Source organism: Serratia sp. SCBI (assembly GCF_000747565.1).
GTDB lineage: Bacteria > Pseudomonadota > Gammaproteobacteria > Enterobacterales > Enterobacteriaceae > Serratia > Serratia ureilytica.
Window position 1 is genome coordinate 2359385 of record NZ_CP003424.1, and the last position, 19748, is coordinate 2379132.

Sequence of the window (19748 nt, forward strand, 5' to 3'; positions counted from 1 at the left end):
AGATTCTCCCTCGCCGCGGCGTCAGCGGCTGCGGCGCGACATCACCCGTTTGTCTTTCGGTCTATCCTGCCAGTCCTCAACCTGATTATTGAAGTTGTCCGCCAGCAGGTAGGCCGGGGTTTTCGCCAGCCAGTCGGACAACGAAATATCCTGATAAATGCCGTTGTCCATCACGATCAGTACCTTCAAATCCTCATCGCCGATGTTCTCGATGTAATGGCCGAAGCCCTGCGGCACGTAACCGACGTCCGAAGGGGCGTACTCTTCCGTCTGCGCGTGGCCGTGCGAACTGAACACCGTCATGCGGCCTTTGCCGGCAATATAGTATTGCCATTCGTTGGCATTGGGGTGCCAGTGCAATTCCCGGATTGCGCCGGGTTTCACGATCTCGATGATGCCGGTCATGGTGGTGGAAATGGGAAATTCTTTCGACGACACCAAATGGACGCTGCCGGCGTCATTTTCAAAGAACGGCTTTTGCTTCATTAATTCATAGCGGTGGGTCAGCGGGGCGTTATTTAATCCGCCGTCGCTTTTCGGCAATGGCAATGTGGGCGGAACGGCGCCGCCGACAATATAAGCCTCGCCCTGTTTGGCCTTGGAAAATACCGCCGCCGGCATGTCGACGCTTTTTTCCAATACTTCTTTCGGCATATGCGCCACCCAATCGGTAATGCTGAAGGTGCCGAATTCGGAGAAGTGGCCGTTATCAAACGCCAGAATAAAATGCGCGCCGTCCGCCAGCGCCTGAATGGAATGGCCATAGCCTTTCGGGAAATACCAGACGTCGCCGGGGCCGAAGTCCGCCACCTCACATTTTCCCTCGGGATCGAGGATGGTGATGCGCGCATGGCCTTCCAGCATAAACGCCCATTCGGCGGCGATGGCGTGCCAGTGCAGTTCGCGCACGCCGCCCGGCTCCAGCGTCATGTCGACGCCCGCCACGCCTTCGGAGATCGGGAATTGCTCGACGGTGGCTTCGCGCGCCCAGCCGTTGGGCAGGCTGCGCTTTTTGCTGTCGGTGAATTTGTATTTATAGAGATGCTGCGCATCGGCAGGCGGCTGATAGCTGCTGGGGGGCACGATATTGCGATGGTCGTCGGCAGCGGCATTTTTGGCGATGCCGCCGATCATGCCGGCGGCGGCCGCGCTGACGGCGGAGACTTTCAATATATCACGACGTGATAGCATAGCGTTTTCTCCAATATAAAACCGTGCGCCTGCAGCGGCAGGCGACAGGGAAGGCGCGATCGCCATTGAAATGATTTTTTGTCATCGGCGGGAATAGGCTGTGACCCTTAAATCCTAGCGGCTGGAATGTATCGCGTAGGCGCTTATTTGTTTGCGTTTGTTACTAAGTGAGAGCGGGTTTAATTAATTAACCGGAAGTTGAATAGTTATGGATTGGAATTAATTTTCACCGCTCACAGGCTTAAATAAATAATAAACGAACGTCATTTTTTATTGGCCGTTCGGGCTTTTTATGACTGCCCCACGGTCTCCAGCACCAGCTGACGAAAGCGCTCGACGATCGGCGAGGCCGGGCTGCGGCGCAGCGCCAGGTAAAGCGGGGCGCTGAGCTGCACTTCTGCGGCGAGAGTGCAGTAGACGATGCCGTCGCCGCCCAGCCGCCGCATGGAACCGGGCACGATTGACACCCCTAATCCGGCGCCCACCAGGCTGAGGGTGGCCGGCAGGCGCGGCGCTTCCTGCACGATGCGCGGGCTGAAGCCGGCGCGGTGGCAGGCGGCCAGGATGGCGTCGTACAGCCCCTGGCCGGCCGGGCGGCGATAGAGAATAAACGCCTCGTGAGCCAGTTCGGCCAACGGCAGCGGTTGCTGCGTTTCTTGCGCCAGCCGGTGGCCCAGCGGCAGGGCGACGATCATCGGCTCGCTGAGCACTGGCTCTACGCTCAGGCCGGGAATGCCGTTGGCCGGCGAGCGTACAAAGGCGGCGTCGAGGCGCTGTTCCAGCAACGCCTCCATCAGTTCGCCGCTGCCGGCTTCTTCCAGTTGAGTGGTGATGCCCGGCAGGATGTCGCGGTAGCGGCGCAGCAGGTTGGGCACGAACGGGTGCAGCGCGGCGGAACTGGTGAAACCGATGGCGATGTGGCCCTGCTCGCCGCGGGCGGCGCGCTGCACCGCTTCGCGCAGGCGTTCGGCGCGCGCCAGCAGGGCGCGGGCTTCTTCGAACAGCACGCCGCCCGCTTCGGTGACGCGCACGCCGCGCGGCAATCGCTGTAACAACTTCACGCCCAATTCGTCTTCCAACCCCTGCAACAGGCGGGTCAGCGGCGGCTGCTGGATAAACAGCCGCTCGGCGGCGCGGGTGATGTTGCCTTCTTCCACCACGGTGACGAACGCCCGCAGGCGACGCAGTTCAATCATAGCCATACCTCAAAGGTATCTTTCGTTGTTCCGGAATGCATTAGACATCATGGCACGGCGACGCGCATGATACCAGACATCAAAACAAGCGATGTGGAACGGCAATGTCATGTCAGATATCAATACGTTAAAACCGCACCCGGCGGCAGCGCCGGGCAACGCGGCGCTGTTTTTGGGCTTTCTGTGGCTGGGGCTGATCGGCTTCGGCGGCGTACTGCCGATGGCGCGCAGCATGTTGGTGGAACGCCGGCGCTGGCTGAACGCGGAACAGTTCACCGAGCTGCTCGGCCTGTGCCAGTTTTTGCCCGGCGGCAATGTGATCAACCTGTCGGTGGCGGTGGGGATGGAATTTCGCGGGCTGCGCGGCGCGCTGTGCGCCTTGCTGGGCCTCATCAGCGCGCCGACGGCGATCGTGGTGGGACTGGGCGTGGTGTACGCCCGCTTCCAAAACGATCCCCATGTGCAGCATGTGTTCGCCGGGCTGGCCGCCGCGGCCGCCGGGCTGCTGCTCTCGACCGGGATCAAGATGCTGCTGCCGCTGCGCGGCAAATGGCCGGCGCTGGCGATCGTCGCGCTGGCGCTGATCGCCATTGCCTGGCTGCGCCTGCCGCTGTTGCCGACCATGCTGGTGCTGGCGCCGCTGAGCATTCTGCTGATGTGGAGGTGGCCGTCATGAGCGGGGTGTTGATGGCGTTGGCGCTGATCTTCACCGAGCTCTCTTTATTGGCGTTCGGCGGTGGCATGACCATTCTGCCGGAGATGCAGCGGCAAGTGGTAGAGGTGCATCAGTGGATGAGCGCCCAGGAGTTCAGCGCGCTGTTCGCCATGGCGCAGGCCGCGCCGGGGCCGAACATGATGATCGTACCGCTGGTCGGTTGGCACGTGGCCGGCTGGGCGGGGCTGCTGGTTTCTTCGATCGCCAAGTTCGGGCCGTCTTCCATCGTTACGCTATTGGTGATGGGCGCCTGGCGGCGCTTTAAGGATCGTCCGTGGCGCCGTATCGTGCAGGCCGGGTTGGTGCCGCTGACCGTGGGGCTGGTGGTGGCCAGCGGCCTTTTGATCGCCGAGGCTTCCGCGCCCCATTGGCGGCTGGCGGCGATCGTGGCGCTGGCGACGGGATTAAGCATGAGCAAGCGCCTCCATCCGCTGTGGGTGCTGGCGGGCGGCGCGCTGCTCGGCCTGCTGTTTGCCTGAAGGGTTAGCGCGGGATCAGCACAAAGCGTGAAGGGCCGTTGCGGTCGATCAGCTCATAGCGCTTCGGCGCGGTCAGGGCCAGAAACGCCACCATGCTCCCTTCGGCGTCGGTCAGCGTCATGCCGTCCGGCGTCGGCCGCCAGGCGACCGGCAACGTTTGCAGCGCCAGCGGCTGCAGGCACTCGGCGGAGGCGCTGAAGCGGAAAGCGTTGGTGTTGGCTACCGCTTCAGCGCTCAGCTGCACCTCGCAGACGGCTTTACCGTCGCCGATGGCGGCGAGCTGCCAGTCGCCCTTCAGCGCGGCGGGTTCCAGCAACGGCAGTGAACTGCCCAGGGCACTGCTGCACAATACGCTCATAACGACTCCTGTCAGGCTGGCGCGACGCAAGGCGCGCATAAGGAAATGGGTTGGCATCGGGTCACTCCTTTCGGCTGTCCGTTCACACCTTAGCACGTTCCCGGCGGGATGATGAGGCAAGGATTAGGTTTTTTAATCCTCGATTATTCTGATCTAACCGTCGCTAAAAGGCGCGAAAAGACGAGTGATTAACCTGTTATTGCGCTTATTTTTCTCATTAATATAGTGAGAATACAAATTGTTATGGTTATCTCCTTCTTAACGCCCGGCGCGGTGAAGCCAGGCTGGGCGGGCTCGCGCCGCCGGAGTGAGTCACTATACTGGTCAATCCTAAGCCTCGACTTAGATAAGAACGACTGATGAATGGTCTTACAAATCGAGTGGATTCCTAGTGTGTAAAAGGAGAATGCAATGAGCAGTCGCCACAACGACATTTTGCAAGATGACGATGAGTTCACCAGCCTGGCCGCCACATCCCCCAACGATCATAACTATCAGTTTTACTATCACCAGCCCGGCAGCCCCTATGACGGATTGGGCTACGGCGCGCTGTTCACGCTGGACAACGCTAACCTGTACAGTAACCAGCGCGGCGGGGCGGCGATTAATAATTTGGGTAAAATCCGCGATAACTTCAGCTTCGATCGCGCCGCCGATCAGTTGACGCGGCCGGGCCTGACGCACAACGGCGACCAGGTGTATCACCAGCCGGTCGCGCTGACCTATTCCTTCCTGACGCAAAGCGCGCTGAACCGCATCGGCCAGACCGGTGACGGCGACAAGGGGCTGCAGCCGTTGACCCAGGCGGCGCAGGCTCAGGCGCTGAAATCGATGCAGGCGTGGGCCGACGTGGCGAACGTAACCTTCACCGAGGCGGCGTCCACCGATATCAACCACCGCGCGGATATCACCTTCGCCTACTTCACGCAGCGCGCCGACGGCAGCACCGCAGCCGGCAGCGGCCCGAATGCCATCAACGCTTACGCCTATTACCCGCCGAGTTCCAAATCGGGCAGCGATAACGCCTTTGCGGGCACGGTGTGGTTCAACAAAAATTTCGCCACCCATAAGGCGCCGGTTAGCGGCGACTTCAGCAGCCAGACCTTCACCCACGAACTGGGGCATGCCCTGGGGCTGGCGCATCCGGGATCTTATGACGCATCGTTAGGCAACCCGAGTTACCAGAACGACGCGGCTTATTATCAGGATTCGCTGCAATACTCGATCATGAGCTATTTCAACGCCGGTTACACCGGCGCCGACACCAAAGGGGTGTATGGCTATGGGCCGATGGTGGATGACATCGCCGCGATCCAGAAGCTGTACGGCGCCAACATGAACACCCGCACCGGCGACACGGTGTACGGCTTCAACTCCAACACCGGCCGTGATTTCCTGACCGCCACGGCGGACAACGGCAAACCGGTCAACTTCGCGGTGTGGGACGCCGGCGGCAACGACACGCTGGACTTCTCCGGCTACAGCCAGCAGCAGATGATCAACCTGAACGACGGCGCGTTCTCCAGCGTCGGCGGCGGCACGCAGAACGTCGCCATCGCGCGCGGGGCGATCATCGAGAACGCCATCGGCGGCAGCGGGCGCGATCTGCTCATCGGCAACGATCAGGACAACCTGCTGGCGGGCAACGCCGGTTCCGACATCCTGTACGGCGGGCGGGGGGCGGACCATCTGTGGGGCGGCAAAGACGCCAACAACTTCACCGACTATTTCGTCTATCTCAACGCCAAAGAGTCGACGGTGGCGGCGTTCGACGTGATTGAAGACTTCGAGCACGGCATCGACAAGATCGATCTCTCCGGCCTGCGCTTCAACAATAGCCTGAGCGAGCTGCGCTTTATCGACAGCGGCAGCGCCTTCAGCGGCCAGAAAGGCGAGATCCAGCTCAACTTCGACGCCTTCAACGGCACCACCGATCTGTTGATGAACACCCAGAGCAACAGCTATGCCGCCGACTTCAAGATCCACGTGGTCGGGCAGGTGGAGCAGAGCGATATTTTGTTTGCCTGAGGTGAGGAAGGGAAAGAGAAAAGGGCCGACCGGCCCTTTTTTTACGACTGGGCCGCCGCGGCGCTTTCCGCCACGAAAGAGCCGGTTTTCACCGCGCCGGCGCGGCGGTAGTGAGCCACAATGACGCCGCCGGGCGAGACCACCGAGTGGGTCAGCGTGAAGGCCGCCGGCGCCGCGTTGTCATCGAACAGCCGCTTGCCGCCGCCGAGCAGCACCGGGTAGGTGAGCAAGCGCAGTTCATCCACCAGATCGTTGGCCAGCAGCTGTTGCATCAGCGTGCTGCTGCCCTGCACCAGCAGCACCGGCCCCTGGGTGCGCTTCAGCTCGCGCAGCCGGGCGAGGATGTCTTGCCCCAGCCACTGGCTGTTCTCCCACGTCAGCGTCTCGCCGTGGTGGGTGGCGACGTACTTGGCCGCCTGATTGAACGTGCGGGCGATATCGGCGGAAAACGGGTCGGCCTCGTCGGTGATATGCGGCCAGTAGCCGGCGAAGATATCGTAGGTGCGCCGCCCGAGCAGCAGATCGAAAGGCGCAGAGAAAAGTTCGCCCATCGTTTCCGCGACGGCGTCATCCCAATAGGGGGCGGTCCAGCCGCCGAAGCGAAAGCCGCCGCTGCGGTCTTCGTCCTGCCCGCCGGGCGCCTGCATAACGCCGTCGAGGCTGACGAACGCGCTGGCAATAATCTGTCGCATGGCTGTCTCCTGCAATTGAGTGCCAGCTGAAAGTTTAGCCGCCGCGCGCCGGCTGCGCCAACCGGCCGCTCAGGGTTGCAGCGCCTTGAGCAACGCCTGATGGAAGCGCGCCGGCTCCTCCATTTGCGGCGCATGGCCCAGCCCGGCGAATTCGATCAGCGTGGCGTGCGGGATCAGTTTCGCCGCCTGCTTGCCCAGCACCGCGTAGTGCCCGATCTTGGCCTTGACCGCCGGCGGGGCGATATCGCTGCCGATGGCGGTGGTGTCGGCGGTGCCGATCATCAGCGTGGTGGGCGTTTGCAGATCCTTGAACTCGTAATACACCGGCTGGGTGAAGATCATGTCGTAGATCAGCGCCGAGTTCCACGCCACCAGGCGGTGGCCCGGCCCGTTGTTCAGCCCGGCCAGCATATCCACCCAGCGATCGTACTCCGGCTTCCAGCGGCCGCCGTAGTAGGTGCGCTGCTCATAGTTGCGGATGCCCTCGGCGGTGGTGTTCAGCTCGCGCTCGAACCACCGATCGACGCTGCGCCACGGCACGCCTTTCGCCTTCCAGTCCTCAAGGCCGATCGGGTTGACCATCACCAGCCGTTCCACCGCCTGCGGATACATCAGGCTGTAGCGCGTGGCCAGCATGCCGCCGGTGGAGTGGCCGATGACGATGGCCTTGCTGATGTTCAGATTCTGCAGCAGGCCGTGGGTATTTTGCGCCAGCTGTTGGAAGCTGTACTGGTAATGCGCCGGCTTGGTGGAGGAGCAAAAACCGATTTGATCGGGCGCGATGACGCGGTAACCGGCCTTGCTCAGCGCCTTGATGGTGTCCTGCCAGGTGGCGGCGCAGAAGTTTTTACCGTGCAGCAGCAGCGCGGTGCGGCCGTTGGCGGCGCCTTCCGGCGGCACGTCCATATAGCCCATTTTTAACGGCTGCCCCTGCGAGGTGAAGCTGAATTGTTGCAACGGGTAGGGGTAGTGAAAGCCCTGCAGCTCCGGGCCGAATTTCGGCGTTTCGGCGGCGCCGGCGGTGAACGCGGCCAACGTGGCGCACAACAGCGCGCGGCGGGTTAATCTCAGCATCCTGATCTCCTGAAAAGGGCGATAGCCGAGTATAGCCACAATCGGCGCGCTGGCGCGCCAGTGGTTTCAGATAATTCTGTAATATTACGGTTTGATTCCCGGCAAGATTCCGACAACGGTCTTTTTCACAGTGAACGGGGTCACGCCGTGCAACATTCGCAGTATCTGATGGTTTTATTTCAAGGCTAAGTTATGCGATGCTTAAGCATTATTTATGCAAAAGGATCCTCGCATGTCCGCTTTATCCCGCTGCGCTTTCAGCGAAGGCAGCGTCGCTTTGCCGGAAGGCTATGCCGATCGCACCGTCAACGTGCTGTTGGCCGGCGATGATGTTTCCCCCTCAGTCAATATTTCCCGCGATGCGCTGCAGCCGGCGGAGAACCTGGAAAGCTACGTCACTCGCCAGCTTGATGCGCTGGCGCAGGGGCTGAAAGGTTGGGCGTTCAAAAGCCGCGAGCCGGCGTCGCTGGGCGATGGGCTGGCCGCCGGTGAGTGGGTGCGCGCCAGCTACCTGCGCGACGGCAAACGCATCTGGCAGAACCAGGCGGTGTTCGCGCTGGCGGAAGGCCGGGTGCTGGTGTTCACCCTGGCGATGGCGCGCAAGCTGACGCCGCAAGACGACGCGCTGCTGCAGCAGGTGCTGAACAGCTACCGGGCGGCCTAACGATGAACTTTTTGCGTAAAAGGAACTTACGATGACCGAAGCGGCCCGCGTCGGCGATACCATCGGGCATTCCCATGCCCTGGCCGGCATGATTGCCGGCACCCTTGTCGGCGGCCTGATCGCCGCCGCAGGCGCATTGGCGGCGGGTGCGCTGTTCGTCGCCGGCCTGGCGGCTTCCTGTATCGGCGTCGGCGTGCTGCTCATCGGCGCCAGCCTGGCGGTGGGGTATCTCACCGGGGAGGCGGCCACCGCGGCGCGCGACGGCATTGCCGACGCCGGTGCCGGTAGCCTGACCCCCAAAGGCAATATCGTCACCGGCTCCCCCAACGTCTTCATCAACGGCAAACCCGCCGCGCTCGCCACCAACAGCCAGGTGGCCTGCAGCGACGACGGCCCGAGCATGCAGATGGCGCAGGGCTCCGACAAGGTCAGCATCAACGGCCAGCCCGCCTCGCGCGTGGGGGACAAAACCAACTGCGACGCGCAGGTGATGGAAGGTTCGCCCAACGTGTTTATCGGCGGCGGCACCGTCACCACCTTGCCGATCAAGCCCGAAGTGCCGGATTGGCTGTATAAGGTCTCCGATCTGACGCTGCTGTTCGCCGGCCTGGTGGGCGGCGTGGGCGGCGCCGCCGGCAAGCTGGGGGCGCTCGGCAAACTGCTGGGCAAACTGCCCGGCATCAACAAACTGGCGCGCATCGCCTGCCGAGCCGGCACCCTGATGACCGCGACCGCCGCCGTTGGCATTATCGCCCGGCCTGTGGATATCGTCAGCGGCCAGAAATTCCTCGACGGCGAAGACGATCTCGATTTCGTGCTGCCATCGCGCCTGCCGGTCGCCTGGCAGCGCTATTGGCGCAGCGGTAACCCCGGCGACGGCGTGCTGGGCCGCGGCTGGAACCTGTTCTGGGAGAGCAGCCTGCAGCCGTATCAGGACGGCCTGGTGTGGCGCGCGCCTTCCGGCGACTTCGTCGCTTTCCCCAGGGTGCCGCGCGGCCACAAAACCTATTGCGAAGCCGAAAAATGCTGGCTGATGCACAACGACGACGGCAGCTGGCAGCTGTTTGACGTCGGCGAACAGATTTTCCACTATCCGCCGCTGGCGGGCGATCGGCCGAGCCGGCTCAGCATGATCACCGACGCCATCGGCAACGCCACCTCGCTGTTCTACGACGGCGAGGGGCTGCTGAATGAACTGGTGGACAGCGCCGGGCAGCGCCTGATGTGCCGCTATGCGCAGGGCCGCCTGTGCGAAGTGGCGCTGCAAACCGCCGAAGGCGAACGGACGCTGGCGCGCTACGGTTACGATGAGCAGGGCCAACTGACGACGGTGAGCAACCGCGCCGGTGAGGTGACGCGCCGCTTTGGCTGGCGCGACGGCCTGATGATCAGCCACCAGGACGCCGCCGGACTGCTGAACGAATACCAATGGCAAGAGATCGACGGCGTGCCGCGCGTGACGGCCTATCGCAACAGCGCCGGAGAATCCCTTGAGTTCGGCTATGACTTCGCCGGCGGGCGCCGCAGCGCGGTGCGCGGCGACGGCAAACGGGCGGAGTGGCGGCTGGATGACGACGACAACGTGGCGCAGTACACCGATTTCGACCAGCGCCGCTACGGCTTTATCTACCAACGCGGCGAACTGTGCAGCGTGCTGCTGCCCGGCGGCGCGCAGCGCCGGAGCGAATGGGATCCTTACGGCCGCCTGCTGTCGGAGACCGATCCGCTCGGCCGCGTGACGCGCTATCAATATTCGCGCAACAGCGGCCGGCTGTTCGCCGTCGCCTACCCGGACGGCAGCAGCGAAGCGCAGCACTGGGACACGCTGGGGCGCCCGACGCGCTATGTCGATGCGCTGGGCAATGCCACGCTGTACCGCTATCCGGATGACGAAGAGAGCCTGCCGGCCAGCGTGATCGACGCGCTGGGCGGGGAAGTGAAGCTGGAGTGGGACGCCCGCGGCCAGCTGACGCGCTACACCGACTGTTCCGGCAGCGTCACGGCTTATACCTACGATGCGCTGGGGCAACTGACGACGCAGACCGATGCCGAAGGCCACCAGACGCGCTACCTGTGGGATAACGGCGGCCGCCTGCATACCCTGATCCACCCGGACGGCGGCGAAGAGCGCTTTAACTGGAACGCGCACGGCCAGCTGGCCGAACATCAGGACGCGCTGGGCAGCCTGACCCGCTGGCAGTACAACGCCCTGGGGCTGCCGGTCAGCATCACCGATCGCATCAACCGCACCCGGCGCTATCACTACAGCCCGCAGGGCTGGCTGACGCGGCTGGAGAACGGCAACGGCGGCGACTACCGCTTCAGCTACGATGCGGTGGGCCGTGTGGTGGCCGAAGAGCGCCCGGACGACACCCGCCATTATTATCGCTACGGTGCGGCCGGGCTGCTGGAGGAGCTCCGTGAGGTCGGCTTGCCGGGCAGTGCGGGCGAGCTGACGCAGCGCGAACAGCGCTTCCGCTTCGACGAGGCCGGGCAACTGGTCTGGCGCGGCAACGCCAGCGCGGAATGGCATTACCGTTTCGACGCCATGGGGCGGCTGCGTGAGCTGAACCGCCTGCCGACGGCGAGCGGCGCGGCGCTGGGCATCGAGCCGGACAGCGTGCAGATGCGCTATGACGCCGCCGGGCGGCTGCTCGGCGAGCTGGGTGTGAATGGCGAACTGCAATACCAATGGGATGCGCTGGCCAACCTGCAGGCGCTGACGCTGCCTCAGGGCGATCGCCTGCAGTGGCTGTATTACGGTTCCGGCCACGCCAGCGCCATCAAATTCAACCAGCAGGTGGTGAGCGAGTTCACCCGCGATCGCCTGCACCGGGAAACCGGCCGCAGCCAGGGCGCGCTGCAGCAGCAGCGGCGTTACGACGCCATGGGCCGCCGCAGTTGGCAGAGCAGCGCCTTCGGCCACGACAAACTGATCCGGCCGGAAGACGGCGTGCTGTGGCGCGCTTATCGCTACACCGGCCGCGGCGAGCTGGCCGGGGTGAGCGACGCGCTGCGCGGCGAAGTGCACTACGGTTACGACGCCGAAGGCCGCCTGCTGCAACACCGCGAGCCCAATCAGGGCAAACCGGGCGCGCGGCTGGTGTACGATCTGGCGGATAATCTGCTGGGTGAACGCAGCCCGCAGAGCGACATCGACGCGCACCTGCCGCTGGCGCCGATCGCCGACAACCGCCTGACGCACTGGCAAAAACTGTTTTACCGTTACGACGCCTGGGGCAACCTGATCAGCCGGCGCAACGGCCTGTACGAACAGCACTACCGCTACGACGCCGACAACCGGCTGGTGCGGGCGCACGGCCGCGGCCCGCAGGGCGAGTTCGAAGCACAGTATCATTACGACGCGCTGGGCCGCCGCAGCCGCAAGGCGGTGCGCTACAAGGGCAAAACCGAACAGACGACCCGTTTCCTGTGGCAGGGCTACCGGTTGCTGCAGGAGCAGCGCGACGACGGCAGCCGCCGCAGCTGGAGCTACGATCCGGCCAGCCCGTGGAGCCCGCTGGCGGCGCTGGAGCAGGCGGGCGACAGCCGCTCGGCGGATATTTACTGGTACCACACCGATCTGAACAGCGCGCCGCTGGAGGTGACCGACGCGGCGGGCAACCTGTGCTGGTCCGGGCAATACGACACCTTCGGCAAGCTGCAGGGCCAGACGGTGGCCGGCGCGGCGAAGCGGCAGGGCGCGCAATACCAGCAGCCGCTGCGCTACGCCGGGCAATATCAGGACGACGAAAGCGGTCTGCACTACAACCTGTTCCGCTACTACGAACCCGAGGTGGGGCGTTTCACCACGCAGGATCCGATAGGGTTGGAAGGCGGGTTGAACCTGTATCAGTATGCGCCGAACCCGCTGATGTGGGTGGATCCGTATGGGTTGACTGAGGTTACTGTTGGTCGCTGGATGGGACCGGCAGAATATGAAAAAATGGTTTCCACAGGTAAGGTTGTGCAAAGCACAACGGGAACAACCCATGTAGCATCACCTGCAAATATTGATGCGTTTGGAAAACAAGCTAAACCGGGTACTATGTACGTTGAATTCGAAGTGCCTGAACGATCATTAATCAAGACAAATGAAGGTTGGGCAAAAATAGTTGGTCCTGACTCGTTGGAGGGGCGATTAGCCAAACGTAAGGGGCTACCAGTACCAGAAATGCCGACTGTGAAAAACATTGAGGTTAAGGCTCATAAAACAGAATCAGGAATTTCAACATGCTCAAAAAAATAAGTGATTGGATCTTATCCAATAGCCATTATGAAGTTAAGTACAATGCTAATGATTTTACAGATAGTCTGGTTGTTGATATAGATGACGATACGAAGATTGCACGTTTTACGGTGTGGGATGATGCATCTTGTATGTTGGAGATCATTGATGTTGAAACCGGGAACTATATAATTAATGAACGAAGAGAATTATCAGACGAGGAAACTGTAATAGAAGCATTTAAAGAGTTTGTATCGTTGCTTAGAACTTAGTTATAAAGATTATTGATCTGATTTTGATTTGCTAATTTTAAATGCTCGGCTTTATGCACTGATGGACTTTTAAATAACGATCCGGCGAGCCCGCTGGCGGCGCTGGATCAGGCGGGCGACAGCCGCTCGGCGGATATTTACTGGTATCACACCGATCTGAACAGCGCGCCGCTGGAGGTGACCGACGCGGCGGGCAACCTGTGCTACCTGTTCCGCTACTACGAACCCGAGGTGGGGCGTTTCACCACGCAGGATCCGATAGGGCTGCGCGGCGGGTTGAATTTATATGCTTATAGGCCAAATCCTTTGGGATGGATAGATCCTCTAGGACTTAGTGGCTTAAATAATCTTCAGCAACAAATTGATGAGATTCTATTGGAACATCTTCCTGCTATACAGAAGATAGATTCAAACGCAACCGTTGGATATAGAGGTAGTGCTGCAAGTGGAATAAGTAAGTCCCATGATCCTGCGATTGCTAGACCTATTAACATGAATGATTTCGATGTTGATGGATTTATTAAGTCGGATTACTTAGCGAGTTCACCTGAGTTTAGGAATAGACACCGGGACGCATCTAAGCTTGGGGGGGTGAAATCAATAGAGGAGTCTATCGATTCGAAGTTAAGGCAGAAATTCCCAGGATTAAGAAATGAACCATTTGGGTTTAGGGTGTTCTACACCCATGAGTTAGATTATCTGGCTAGAAAAGGCGACGTCCAAAGAAGGTTAGGGCGTTCCGGATGTTCATGAAATGGAGAGTGGCTGTGAACGAGAATAGGCAATTAGGTATTTTATTATTGGAAGACATTCCATTTGATAAGCTGCTTATTAAACTGGAAAGGGCGTTTGGTGTTTCACTTCCTTGTGAAGATGATAAGGGGCGCTATGTGGCAAAAGCAGAACTAGAGGATTATAATATAGAGGTTATAGATAGAGTTGATAGATTGGGGGATGTTCTTTGTGATGATAATCATGTGATCGATGTGAAAATAAAATCTAATGATTTTTTTAATCTAGACTTTGAGAGAAAAATAAAAAAAATACTAAGAGATGGAGATGTGAAGTGGAAGGATGGAATTTGGACTAAGCTTCATAGGGATGAGGATTATAGAGTCGTCTATCCTGATTCTTAGTATTCACGTTAACAATGTAACCATTTCTAAATCTGCGTTAGAGCCGACAATTCTCAGTCGGTTCTAAATATCTAGAGTAAAAAAGTATCTAAAAGCAGGTTTGATAATTTTGAAATATCCATCCATAAACATTGATAAATCATTTTATATTACGGTATCTAACATGATTGATTTTAACGCTAGGATTGTGTCTGGTGTTTCCATAGGGAATGTCGTTCTAAATGAAAATATTTCATTATATATTAATGAGATGCACTCCAGATTTAGCGTTAAGATTAAAACCCACTTCCTACCTGACGGGAGTGAGCGAAAGTCATATATAGTCGACAATACCTTGACCGTCGTAACTGATAAAGACGGTATTATTTTATCACTTGGATGTAATTCTTATTATAATGGGAGTTACAACGAAATCATATCCCCCGGAATGGAAATAAAAGATGTAATCAAGCTGACGGTTTCACAGAAAATATACAATGGTTCAATCATTATTAATGATGACTTTGGCGTTTCGTTTATACTCCCACCTCCATATGATGAGATCGCCGATGCGATAAGCCATATTCCTAGTGGATTGACAATAAACGAAATTTTCGTATCTGATTTTTCATTCTGGCGATAGCTTATGGAGTATGTGAGTAAGTTTAGTGAGCATGTGATTAAATTTGGGGTCAGTGATATAGTTGTCACTGGCTACATAGATTCGAATATGCCGCCGGTTTTTCACCCGATGTATGACAGGGTTTACTTTATATCTGGTGAGGTTATATTTGAATTTTACATTGATGATGATGGGGTTGTTAATTCACATTTAGTTGAAAACATCGCTCCGTGGTTTGAGGTAGATGTGGATGATCAATTTTCTATGATGTCAATCTATTCACAAGCGTTTAAAACTGAACGGGAAGTTAAAATAGTTGCAGTGGATTATAGTGAAAAGCCGTTCTCAGTATTCATTGTAAGATATAAAGATGGTGACCATGAAAGTTCACTGCATTTAGAGCCAAAGAATTTCTTTTGGTTTTTTGATTTCATAGAAAAACCTGGGATCATCAGGAGTTAAATGAGTAGTATTTATCTAATTGACATTGATAGCTTTAAAACTAATATTAAGGATGGAGATTACCAATAATTAACAAATCTAGTCTGGTTGATGGTATCCTTTTTCGAGATGAGAATGACTCGAATGAAACTGTAGTTTTAAATTTTTATACTTGGGTGGAAATGCTTAAAGCGATCATTGTTAAATATGCGCAAAAGTCTGAAAGTGACGCGGAGTTATTGGTTTTATCATCGAGCTTAGTGTGCAAGCCTATCAACAGTTATACGGCTGTCTGTCTCAGGAGCTATGAAATTGAATATCATTGGGCAATGCTGATAGCTTATGGTGAACAGTATTGGCTGAAAGGCGTCGAATCCAAACAGCCTGATGGCTACTTTGACTGGGATGTGCAACATAGGAAAGAACATAACTTAGCAGAGGAAAGCTTTGTTTTTAGCAATTCATGAATCGCGATCCGATAGGGTAAACACCCCTCCAAATGTCCAACGCCTTCCTTATCCTACATCTCCAAACTAAATACCCAATGTGCCGTTAATCAGGGTGCAGCACTGCCCGCCGATCCAGGGCTCGCCGTCAATAAAGCGCACGCTCACGCGGCCATCTCGCTTCAGTTGGGTGCCCTGGCGCACCAGATAGCCATGCGCGGTCCAATCGCCGTCGGGGAAGCGGTTGGCCTTCAGCAAGCGCGCCAGGCAGGCGTTGGCGCTGCCCGTTACCGGATCTTCGATCAAGGCGCCGCATTCCACCATAAATGCGCGCATTTCGTAATCTGCCGGTTCGGCCGCAGAACAGGCGCCATAAATCACTACGCCATCCACATCACAGGCGGTTTGCAACTGTTCGATCATAGCCTGATCCGGCATCACCGCCAGGCAAGATTGCGCATCCGGCAGGCGCATCATCAGCCAGCGGATGCCCATGTCGACAATAACCGGCAGGGTATCGGCTTCAATCACCGCCGGCTGTAAAGCGGCCATCAGCCGTTCTGTTTCCTCAACCGCCATCGCGCGAAAACTGACTTCGGGCGCGGCGAACGCCAATGCGCCTTCCGGCAGGATATTGATCGCCACCAGGCCGACGCCGCATTCCTGCATCACCGTTCCGGGGCGTTTAGGCGCCAATCCGGCTTCCAGCAGGGCGTGTGCGGTGCCCAGCGTCGGGTGGCCGGCGAAGGGCAGCTCCTTTTCGGTAGTGAAGATGCGCACCTTATAATCCGCCGCCGGGTGCGTCGGTTTAAGCACAAAGGTGGTTTCCGAAAGGTTGGTCCAACGGGCCAATGCCAGCATCTGCGCGTCGTTCAGCCCTTCGGCTTCCAGCACCACCGCCACGGGATTGCCGAGCAGCGGCGTGGCGGTGAAAACGTCCACCTGTTTGTAGGCGCGGGGTGTCACATCATCGCTTCTGAGCATTGGCCATCATCCGTTATCAACAAAACCTGATGATAACGATATTCGCCAATGGCTTCAAAGGGTTGAATTTTGTTTTGGCATACCTGCCCGTCGCCACCTCAGCCCCGGCTTGGCGAACATCACCAGGTTGCCCAGCAGAATCAGGCACAGCCCCAGCACGGCGTTGAAGTGCCACTGGTAGCCTTCGTAGATCGTCGAGATGGTCAGCGCCACCAGCGGGAACAGCAGGGTGCTGTAAGCCGCCGCGCCGGCGCCGATGCGGCCGAGCAGGCTGAAGTAGGCGGCGAAGGCGATCACCGATCCGAAGACAGCCAGGTACAGCAGGGAGCCGATATAGCGGCTGCTGAATTCGATCTGGAACGATGCGCCCTGCGTCAGGGCGATCAGCGCCATCAGCATCGCGCCGTAGGTCATGGCGTAGGTGTTGGTGGAAAAGATATCCAGCCCGCGGCGCTGATGACGCGCGCTGATCATATTGCCCAGCGAGAAGCCGTAGGTGCCGAGCGCGCTCAGACCGATGCCTTTGAGCAGCTCCGGCGCCATGCGGGTGGCGGCCAGATCTTGCCAGAACAGCGCCACGATGCCGGTCAACCCCAGCAGCGCCGCCGGCAGCAGGTTGGGGCTGGGGCGCTGGCGGAAAAACAGCAGGCTGTTGAGGGCATTGAACAGCACCGCCATCGAGAAGATCACCGATTCCAGCCCGCTGCTGATATAAGCCGCCGCGTGGTAAAAGCAGAAGAAGTTGAAACCGAACACGCAGCAGCCCTGCAACACGCAGAACAAATGATCGCGCGGGGCGATGCGGCGCAGGCGGCGCGTTAGCAACAGCACGGCGAACATCACCGCGGCGGAAATGGCGAAGCGGTAAGCGATCGAGACAGGAATGGCCACCGGGCCTTCTTGTTGCAGGGTGATCGCAATCCAGGTGGTGCCCCAAATCAGCACCACGGCGAGGTACAACAGCGCATTCATTCTATTCACTCCGAAAAAGCCGATGGCGCAGTATCCGCTTTGGCGTGCGGCCGCGCTTGCAGCGCCTTGCGCCCAGTTGCATATTCTTGCGCTTTTTTTTGCCAAAAGCGCGGGGCGGCCGCTGGCATGCCGAGGCGCCACTCTTTACACTGTCGGCATGTCGAACAACGGGGCCGGCGATGTCCAACTATCAGGCGTTTGAAACACTGCGTGAGCATAAAGCGCGGTTGCACGGCAGCGTGCTGCTGGGCACCGGCGTGGAGCTGGCCGCCTGGTCCAACTGCAACGATCGCGTCACGCAGGAGAGCGCCGACCACCATACCCTGAGCCTGTACGTCGCCGACGGCTATGAGTGTTACCAGCAGGTGCCGGGCGGCTGGCGCAACGGCGGCGGGCCGGATCGGTTCTGCATCATGCCGCGCCAGTATGCATCTACCTGGGATGTGCGCAGCGATCTGTCGTTCGTGCATCTGTATTGCACCGACGGGCATTTGCGCCGGCTGGCGGAGCAAACCTGGGATCGCAGCCCGGCGGCGATCAACGTAGAGCCGCGCAGCTTTGGCGAAGATCCGCAAATTACGCTGCTGTATCGCCAGTTTTTGCTTAACTGCGACTGGCGGGACAGCGCCAATCTGCTGTCGCTCAGCAGCGCGTCGAACCTGCTGATGTCGCACCTGATCCAACGCTACAGCCAGCTGCAGTGGACGCTGCCGCAGGCGCGCGGCGGCCTGGCCCCCTCGGTAGCCAGGCGAGTGCGGGAATATATCGCAAGCCATCTCGATCGGCCGCTGCTGCTGGCCGATCTGGCGGCGCAGGCCGGATTGAGCGAGTACCACTTCGCCCGCATGTTCAAGCACGCCACCGGCCTGGCGCCGCACCAGTTCGTGATGCGCGCGCGGCTGCAACGGGCGGAACAGCTGTTGCGGCATAGCCAACAGCCGATCACCGAGATCGCGCTGGCGTGCGGCTTCAGCTCCGCCAGCCATTTCAGCAACCGCTTCAAGGCGGCCTATGGATTTGCTCCGCTGCAGGTGCGGCAGGGGCGCTAACCGGAAGGGAGTGCAAGTATGGATCAACAATTTGCGGGCCTGGGCGTATTGTTCGTCGCCGGATTCGGGCCGATCACGCGTGAGAGCGACGCGAGCAAGGCGTTTTATGTCGAGGCGCTGGGGTTGCCGCTCAAGCCGATGCCGGGCAACGAGAGCTATCTGCTGGCCGAGCAGGGCGCGCTGGACGGGGTGAAACACTTCGCCCTGTGGCCGCTGGCGCAGGCGGCGCAGTCCTGTTTTGGCGACGATCGCTGGCCGGCGGATCTCGCGGCGCCGCAGGCGTGGATCGAGTTTGACGTGGCCGACATGGCGGTAGCCACCCAGGGGCTGGTCGAGCGCGGTTATCGGCTGTTGGTCGCCAACCGTGAAGAGCCGTGGGGGCAAAGCGTTACCCGGTTGCTCAGCCCGGAAGGATTGCTGGTTGGCGTCACCTATACGCCCTGGCTGCGTTAAACGCCGCGCCGTTCGCCGCCGTTTCCCTGCGGCGGGCGGCTTAAGAACAAATTCGCATTAGCTTAAAGCTATCTGCGCTATAGACCTACCGAATCCCCGAGCTATCCCTCATCCTGAAAACAGTAATCCCGTTCATTGCGTAAAAACCAAGGGTCAGAACGCGCTATTGCCACGCCATTTCACGGCGATTTTTTACCCTCTTTTGGCGTCGTCAGGTGCCTGATGGGAATAGAGATTATTCTTATATTTCCGCTAACCGTTAAGAAATAATAATGATTCTCGTTTTCAACCACGGAAAGGAGAAGGAACGATGAAAACAGTGAAGCGAACGGGTATCGCGCTGGCGATAGCCCTGACTTTCCCCTGGCATTGCCTGCCGCTACGGCGGCGCAAACCTCCCTGACAAACAGTAAGGCGGCGACGATGACGGAAAAACACGGGCAGTTTATTGCGGTTGGTAAAGTGGTGCAGGTGACCTTTGGCGATTTCGCCTTCAAGCTGGATTTTACCGATGACAAGACCATGACCTTCACCGGCATCGGCGAGGCGTCGCAGGGCATCACCGATACCGTGCAGTACACCGCGGTGGAAATTCGGCCGAAGGTCTACATGGTCTACTGGCATGAGCCGCAGTCCGGCGACAACGTGACGCATATCGAGGACTTCGAGCGCGGCGAGGTGTACACCAACATCGCCGCCAAGGACGGCAGCTTCACCCATCTGAAAGGGCAGCTGAAAATTGTAGGTCACTCAGGAAACTAAGGAGCAG

At 58.9% G+C, this 19748-nt stretch carries 20 protein-coding genes and 1 pseudogene; 14 read left to right on the forward strand and 7 right to left on the reverse strand.

The window, feature by feature from the left end; genetic code table 11:
* Positions 1-21: 21 nt before the first annotated feature.
* Both SERRSCBI_RS11070 and SERRSCBI_RS11075 read right to left on the reverse strand, forming a co-directional pair.
* Complete coding sequence (locus SERRSCBI_RS11070; protein ID WP_042784444.1) at positions 22-1191, reverse strand: cupin domain-containing protein; 1170 nt, start codon at positions 1189-1191, stop codon at positions 22-24.
* Positions 1192-1481: 290 nt separating this feature from the next.
* On the reverse strand, positions 1482-2393 hold the full coding sequence (locus tag SERRSCBI_RS11075; RefSeq protein WP_042784446.1) for a LysR family transcriptional regulator: 912 nt from the start codon (positions 2391-2393) through the stop codon (positions 1482-1484).
* Between the two features lie 103 nt (positions 2394-2496).
* Here SERRSCBI_RS11075 and SERRSCBI_RS11080 point away from each other — a divergent pair, with 103 nt between their 5' ends.
* Both SERRSCBI_RS11080 and SERRSCBI_RS11085 read left to right on the forward strand, forming a co-directional pair.
* Positions 2497-3063 carry a chromate transporter gene (locus tag SERRSCBI_RS11080; RefSeq protein WP_042785697.1) on the forward strand — a complete coding sequence of 189 codons (567 nt, stop codon included), beginning with the start codon at positions 2497-2499 and terminating at the stop codon, positions 3061-3063.
* Positions 3060-3581 carry a chromate transporter gene (locus SERRSCBI_RS11085; protein WP_033644268.1) on the forward strand — a complete coding sequence of 174 codons (522 nt, stop codon included), beginning with the start codon at positions 3060-3062 and terminating at the stop codon, positions 3579-3581. Before SERRSCBI_RS11080 ends, SERRSCBI_RS11085 begins: the two co-directional genes overlap by 4 nt.
* Positions 3582-3585: 4 nt before the next feature.
* Here the strand turns inward: SERRSCBI_RS11085 and SERRSCBI_RS11090 are convergent, their stop codons facing one another.
* Complete coding sequence (locus SERRSCBI_RS11090; RefSeq protein ID WP_042784447.1) at positions 3586-3939, reverse strand: AprI/Inh family metalloprotease inhibitor; 354 nt, start codon at positions 3937-3939, stop codon at positions 3586-3588.
* Positions 3940-4350: 411 nt separating this feature from the next.
* On the opposite strand from SERRSCBI_RS11090, the gene SERRSCBI_RS11095 reads away from it, so the two are divergent.
* Positions 4351-5967 (forward strand): serralysin family metalloprotease, encoded by a 1617-nt coding sequence (locus SERRSCBI_RS11095; protein ID WP_042784449.1) that lies wholly within the window; start codon positions 4351-4353, stop codon positions 5965-5967.
* 41 nt (positions 5968-6008) lie between these two features.
* On the opposite strand, the gene SERRSCBI_RS11100 is transcribed toward SERRSCBI_RS11095, so the two are convergent.
* Both SERRSCBI_RS11100 and SERRSCBI_RS11105 read right to left on the reverse strand, forming a co-directional pair.
* Positions 6009-6659 (reverse strand): dihydrofolate reductase family protein, encoded by a 651-nt coding sequence (locus tag SERRSCBI_RS11100; RefSeq protein ID WP_042784450.1) that lies wholly within the window; start codon positions 6657-6659, stop codon positions 6009-6011.
* A gap of 69 nt (positions 6660-6728) precedes the next feature.
* On the reverse strand, positions 6729-7733 hold the full coding sequence (locus tag SERRSCBI_RS11105; protein WP_033650452.1) for an alpha/beta fold hydrolase: 1005 nt from the start codon (positions 7731-7733) through the stop codon (positions 6729-6731).
* Between the two features lie 232 nt (positions 7734-7965).
* On the opposite strand from SERRSCBI_RS11105, the gene SERRSCBI_RS11110 reads away from it, so the two are divergent.
* From SERRSCBI_RS11110 to SERRSCBI_RS11135, 8 genes and pseudogenes are all read left to right on the forward strand, one after another.
* Positions 7966-8397 carry a DcrB-related protein gene (locus tag SERRSCBI_RS11110; protein WP_033643010.1) on the forward strand — a complete coding sequence of 144 codons (432 nt, stop codon included), beginning with the start codon at positions 7966-7968 and terminating at the stop codon, positions 8395-8397.
* Positions 8398-8428: 31 nt separating this feature from the next.
* On the forward strand, positions 8429-12646 hold the full coding sequence (locus SERRSCBI_RS11115; protein ID WP_232230771.1) for an RHS repeat-associated core domain-containing protein: 4218 nt from the start codon (positions 8429-8431) through the stop codon (positions 12644-12646).
* Positions 12631-12897 carry a hypothetical protein gene (locus SERRSCBI_RS11120; protein WP_041035036.1) on the forward strand — a complete coding sequence of 89 codons (267 nt, stop codon included), beginning with the start codon at positions 12631-12633 and terminating at the stop codon, positions 12895-12897. Before SERRSCBI_RS11115 ends, SERRSCBI_RS11120 begins: the two co-directional genes overlap by 16 nt.
* A gap of 81 nt (positions 12898-12978) precedes the next feature.
* Positions 12979-13650, forward strand: a pseudogene (locus SERRSCBI_RS24730) (RHS repeat-associated core domain-containing protein); the annotation flags it as partial.
* The gene (locus tag SERRSCBI_RS11125; RefSeq protein ID WP_232091357.1) at positions 13647-14033 is read left to right on the forward strand and encodes a hypothetical protein; all 387 of its coding nucleotides are present in this window, start codon (positions 13647-13649) and stop codon (positions 14031-14033) included. The pseudogene SERRSCBI_RS24730 and the gene SERRSCBI_RS11125, both read left to right, overlap by 4 nt.
* Before the next feature lie 163 nt (positions 14034-14196).
* Positions 14197-14655, forward strand: a complete 459-nt coding sequence (locus SERRSCBI_RS24105; protein WP_071883549.1) for a hypothetical protein — start codon at positions 14197-14199, stop codon at positions 14653-14655.
* Positions 14656-14667: 12 nt separating this feature from the next.
* Positions 14668-15096 carry a hypothetical protein gene (locus tag SERRSCBI_RS11130; RefSeq protein ID WP_369795923.1) on the forward strand — a complete coding sequence of 143 codons (429 nt, stop codon included), beginning with the start codon at positions 14668-14670 and terminating at the stop codon, positions 15094-15096.
* 161 nt (positions 15097-15257) lie between these two features.
* Entirely contained in the window at positions 15258-15542 is a 285-nt protein-coding gene (locus tag SERRSCBI_RS11135) for a hypothetical protein (RefSeq protein WP_232097446.1), read from the forward strand.
* Positions 15543-15608: 66 nt separating this feature from the next.
* Here the strand turns inward: SERRSCBI_RS11135 and SERRSCBI_RS11140 are convergent, their stop codons facing one another.
* Both SERRSCBI_RS11140 and SERRSCBI_RS11145 read right to left on the reverse strand, forming a co-directional pair.
* Entirely contained in the window at positions 15609-16505 is an 897-nt protein-coding gene (locus SERRSCBI_RS11140) for a PhzF family phenazine biosynthesis protein (protein WP_042784454.1), read from the reverse strand.
* A 54-nt stretch (positions 16506-16559) separates the two neighbouring features.
* Positions 16560-17477: a DMT family transporter gene (locus SERRSCBI_RS11145; protein WP_042784455.1), complete on the reverse strand. Its 918-nt coding sequence runs from the start codon at positions 17475-17477 to the stop codon at positions 16560-16562.
* Positions 17478-17656: 179 nt separating this feature from the next.
* On the opposite strand from SERRSCBI_RS11145, the gene SERRSCBI_RS11150 reads away from it, so the two are divergent.
* The 3 genes from SERRSCBI_RS11150 (at position 17657) to SERRSCBI_RS11160 (ending at position 19741) form a co-directional block, all read left to right on the forward strand.
* Positions 17657-18526: a helix-turn-helix domain-containing protein gene (locus tag SERRSCBI_RS11150; protein WP_042784456.1), complete on the forward strand. Its 870-nt coding sequence runs from the start codon at positions 17657-17659 to the stop codon at positions 18524-18526.
* An 18-nt stretch (positions 18527-18544) separates the two neighbouring features.
* Entirely contained in the window at positions 18545-18979 is a 435-nt protein-coding gene (locus SERRSCBI_RS11155) for a glyoxalase/bleomycin resistance/dioxygenase family protein (RefSeq protein WP_033650445.1), read from the forward strand.
* A gap of 423 nt (positions 18980-19402) precedes the next feature.
* Positions 19403-19741 carry a MoaF N-terminal domain-containing protein gene (locus SERRSCBI_RS11160; protein ID WP_016927790.1) on the forward strand — a complete coding sequence of 113 codons (339 nt, stop codon included), beginning with the start codon at positions 19403-19405 and terminating at the stop codon, positions 19739-19741.
* Positions 19742-19748 lie beyond the last annotated feature (7 nt).

What these genes read in the sequence shown, in the direction of transcription:
- SERRSCBI_RS11145 (WP_042784455.1), bottom strand. Translation starts at nt 17,477, where the DNA reads ATGAATGCGCTGTTGTACCTCGCCGTGGTGCTGATTTGGGGCACCACC.
- SERRSCBI_RS11115 (WP_232230771.1), top strand. Translation starts at nt 8,429, where the DNA reads ATGACCGAAGCGGCCCGCGTCGGCGATACCATCGGGCATTCCCATGCC.
- SERRSCBI_RS11160 (WP_016927790.1), top strand. Translation starts at nt 19,403, where the DNA reads ATGACGGAAAAACACGGGCAGTTTATTGCGGTTGGTAAAGTGGTGCAG.
- SERRSCBI_RS11090 (WP_042784447.1), bottom strand. Translation starts at nt 3,939, where the DNA reads ATGAGCGTATTGTGCAGCAGTGCCCTGGGCAGTTCACTGCCGTTGCTG.
- SERRSCBI_RS11095 (WP_042784449.1), top strand. Translation starts at nt 4,351, where the DNA reads ATGAGCAGTCGCCACAACGACATTTTGCAAGATGACGATGAGTTCACC.
- SERRSCBI_RS11070 (WP_042784444.1), bottom strand. Translation starts at nt 1,191, where the DNA reads ATGCTATCACGTCGTGATATATTGAAAGTCTCCGCCGTCAGCGCGGCC.
- SERRSCBI_RS11125 (WP_232091357.1), top strand. Translation starts at nt 13,647, where the DNA reads ATGAAATGGAGAGTGGCTGTGAACGAGAATAGGCAATTAGGTATTTTA.
- SERRSCBI_RS11105 (WP_033650452.1), bottom strand. Translation starts at nt 7,733, where the DNA reads ATGCTGAGATTAACCCGCCGCGCGCTGTTGTGCGCCACGTTGGCCGCG.
- SERRSCBI_RS11155 (WP_033650445.1), top strand. Translation starts at nt 18,545, where the DNA reads ATGGATCAACAATTTGCGGGCCTGGGCGTATTGTTCGTCGCCGGATTC.
- SERRSCBI_RS11140 (WP_042784454.1), bottom strand. Translation starts at nt 16,505, where the DNA reads ATGCTCAGAAGCGATGATGTGACACCCCGCGCCTACAAACAGGTGGAC.
- SERRSCBI_RS11150 (WP_042784456.1), top strand. Translation starts at nt 17,657, where the DNA reads ATGTCCAACTATCAGGCGTTTGAAACACTGCGTGAGCATAAAGCGCGG.
- SERRSCBI_RS11100 (WP_042784450.1), bottom strand. Translation starts at nt 6,659, where the DNA reads ATGCGACAGATTATTGCCAGCGCGTTCGTCAGCCTCGACGGCGTTATG.
- SERRSCBI_RS11110 (WP_033643010.1), top strand. Translation starts at nt 7,966, where the DNA reads ATGTCCGCTTTATCCCGCTGCGCTTTCAGCGAAGGCAGCGTCGCTTTG.
- SERRSCBI_RS11075 (WP_042784446.1), bottom strand. Translation starts at nt 2,393, where the DNA reads ATGGCTATGATTGAACTGCGTCGCCTGCGGGCGTTCGTCACCGTGGTG.
- SERRSCBI_RS11135 (WP_232097446.1), top strand. Translation starts at nt 15,258, where the DNA reads ATGCTTAAAGCGATCATTGTTAAATATGCGCAAAAGTCTGAAAGTGAC.
- SERRSCBI_RS24105 (WP_071883549.1), top strand. Translation starts at nt 14,197, where the DNA reads ATGATTGATTTTAACGCTAGGATTGTGTCTGGTGTTTCCATAGGGAAT.
- SERRSCBI_RS11080 (WP_042785697.1), top strand. Translation starts at nt 2,497, where the DNA reads ATGTCAGATATCAATACGTTAAAACCGCACCCGGCGGCAGCGCCGGGC.
- SERRSCBI_RS11085 (WP_033644268.1), top strand. Translation starts at nt 3,060, where the DNA reads ATGAGCGGGGTGTTGATGGCGTTGGCGCTGATCTTCACCGAGCTCTCT.
- SERRSCBI_RS11120 (WP_041035036.1), top strand. Translation starts at nt 12,631, where the DNA reads ATGCTCAAAAAAATAAGTGATTGGATCTTATCCAATAGCCATTATGAA.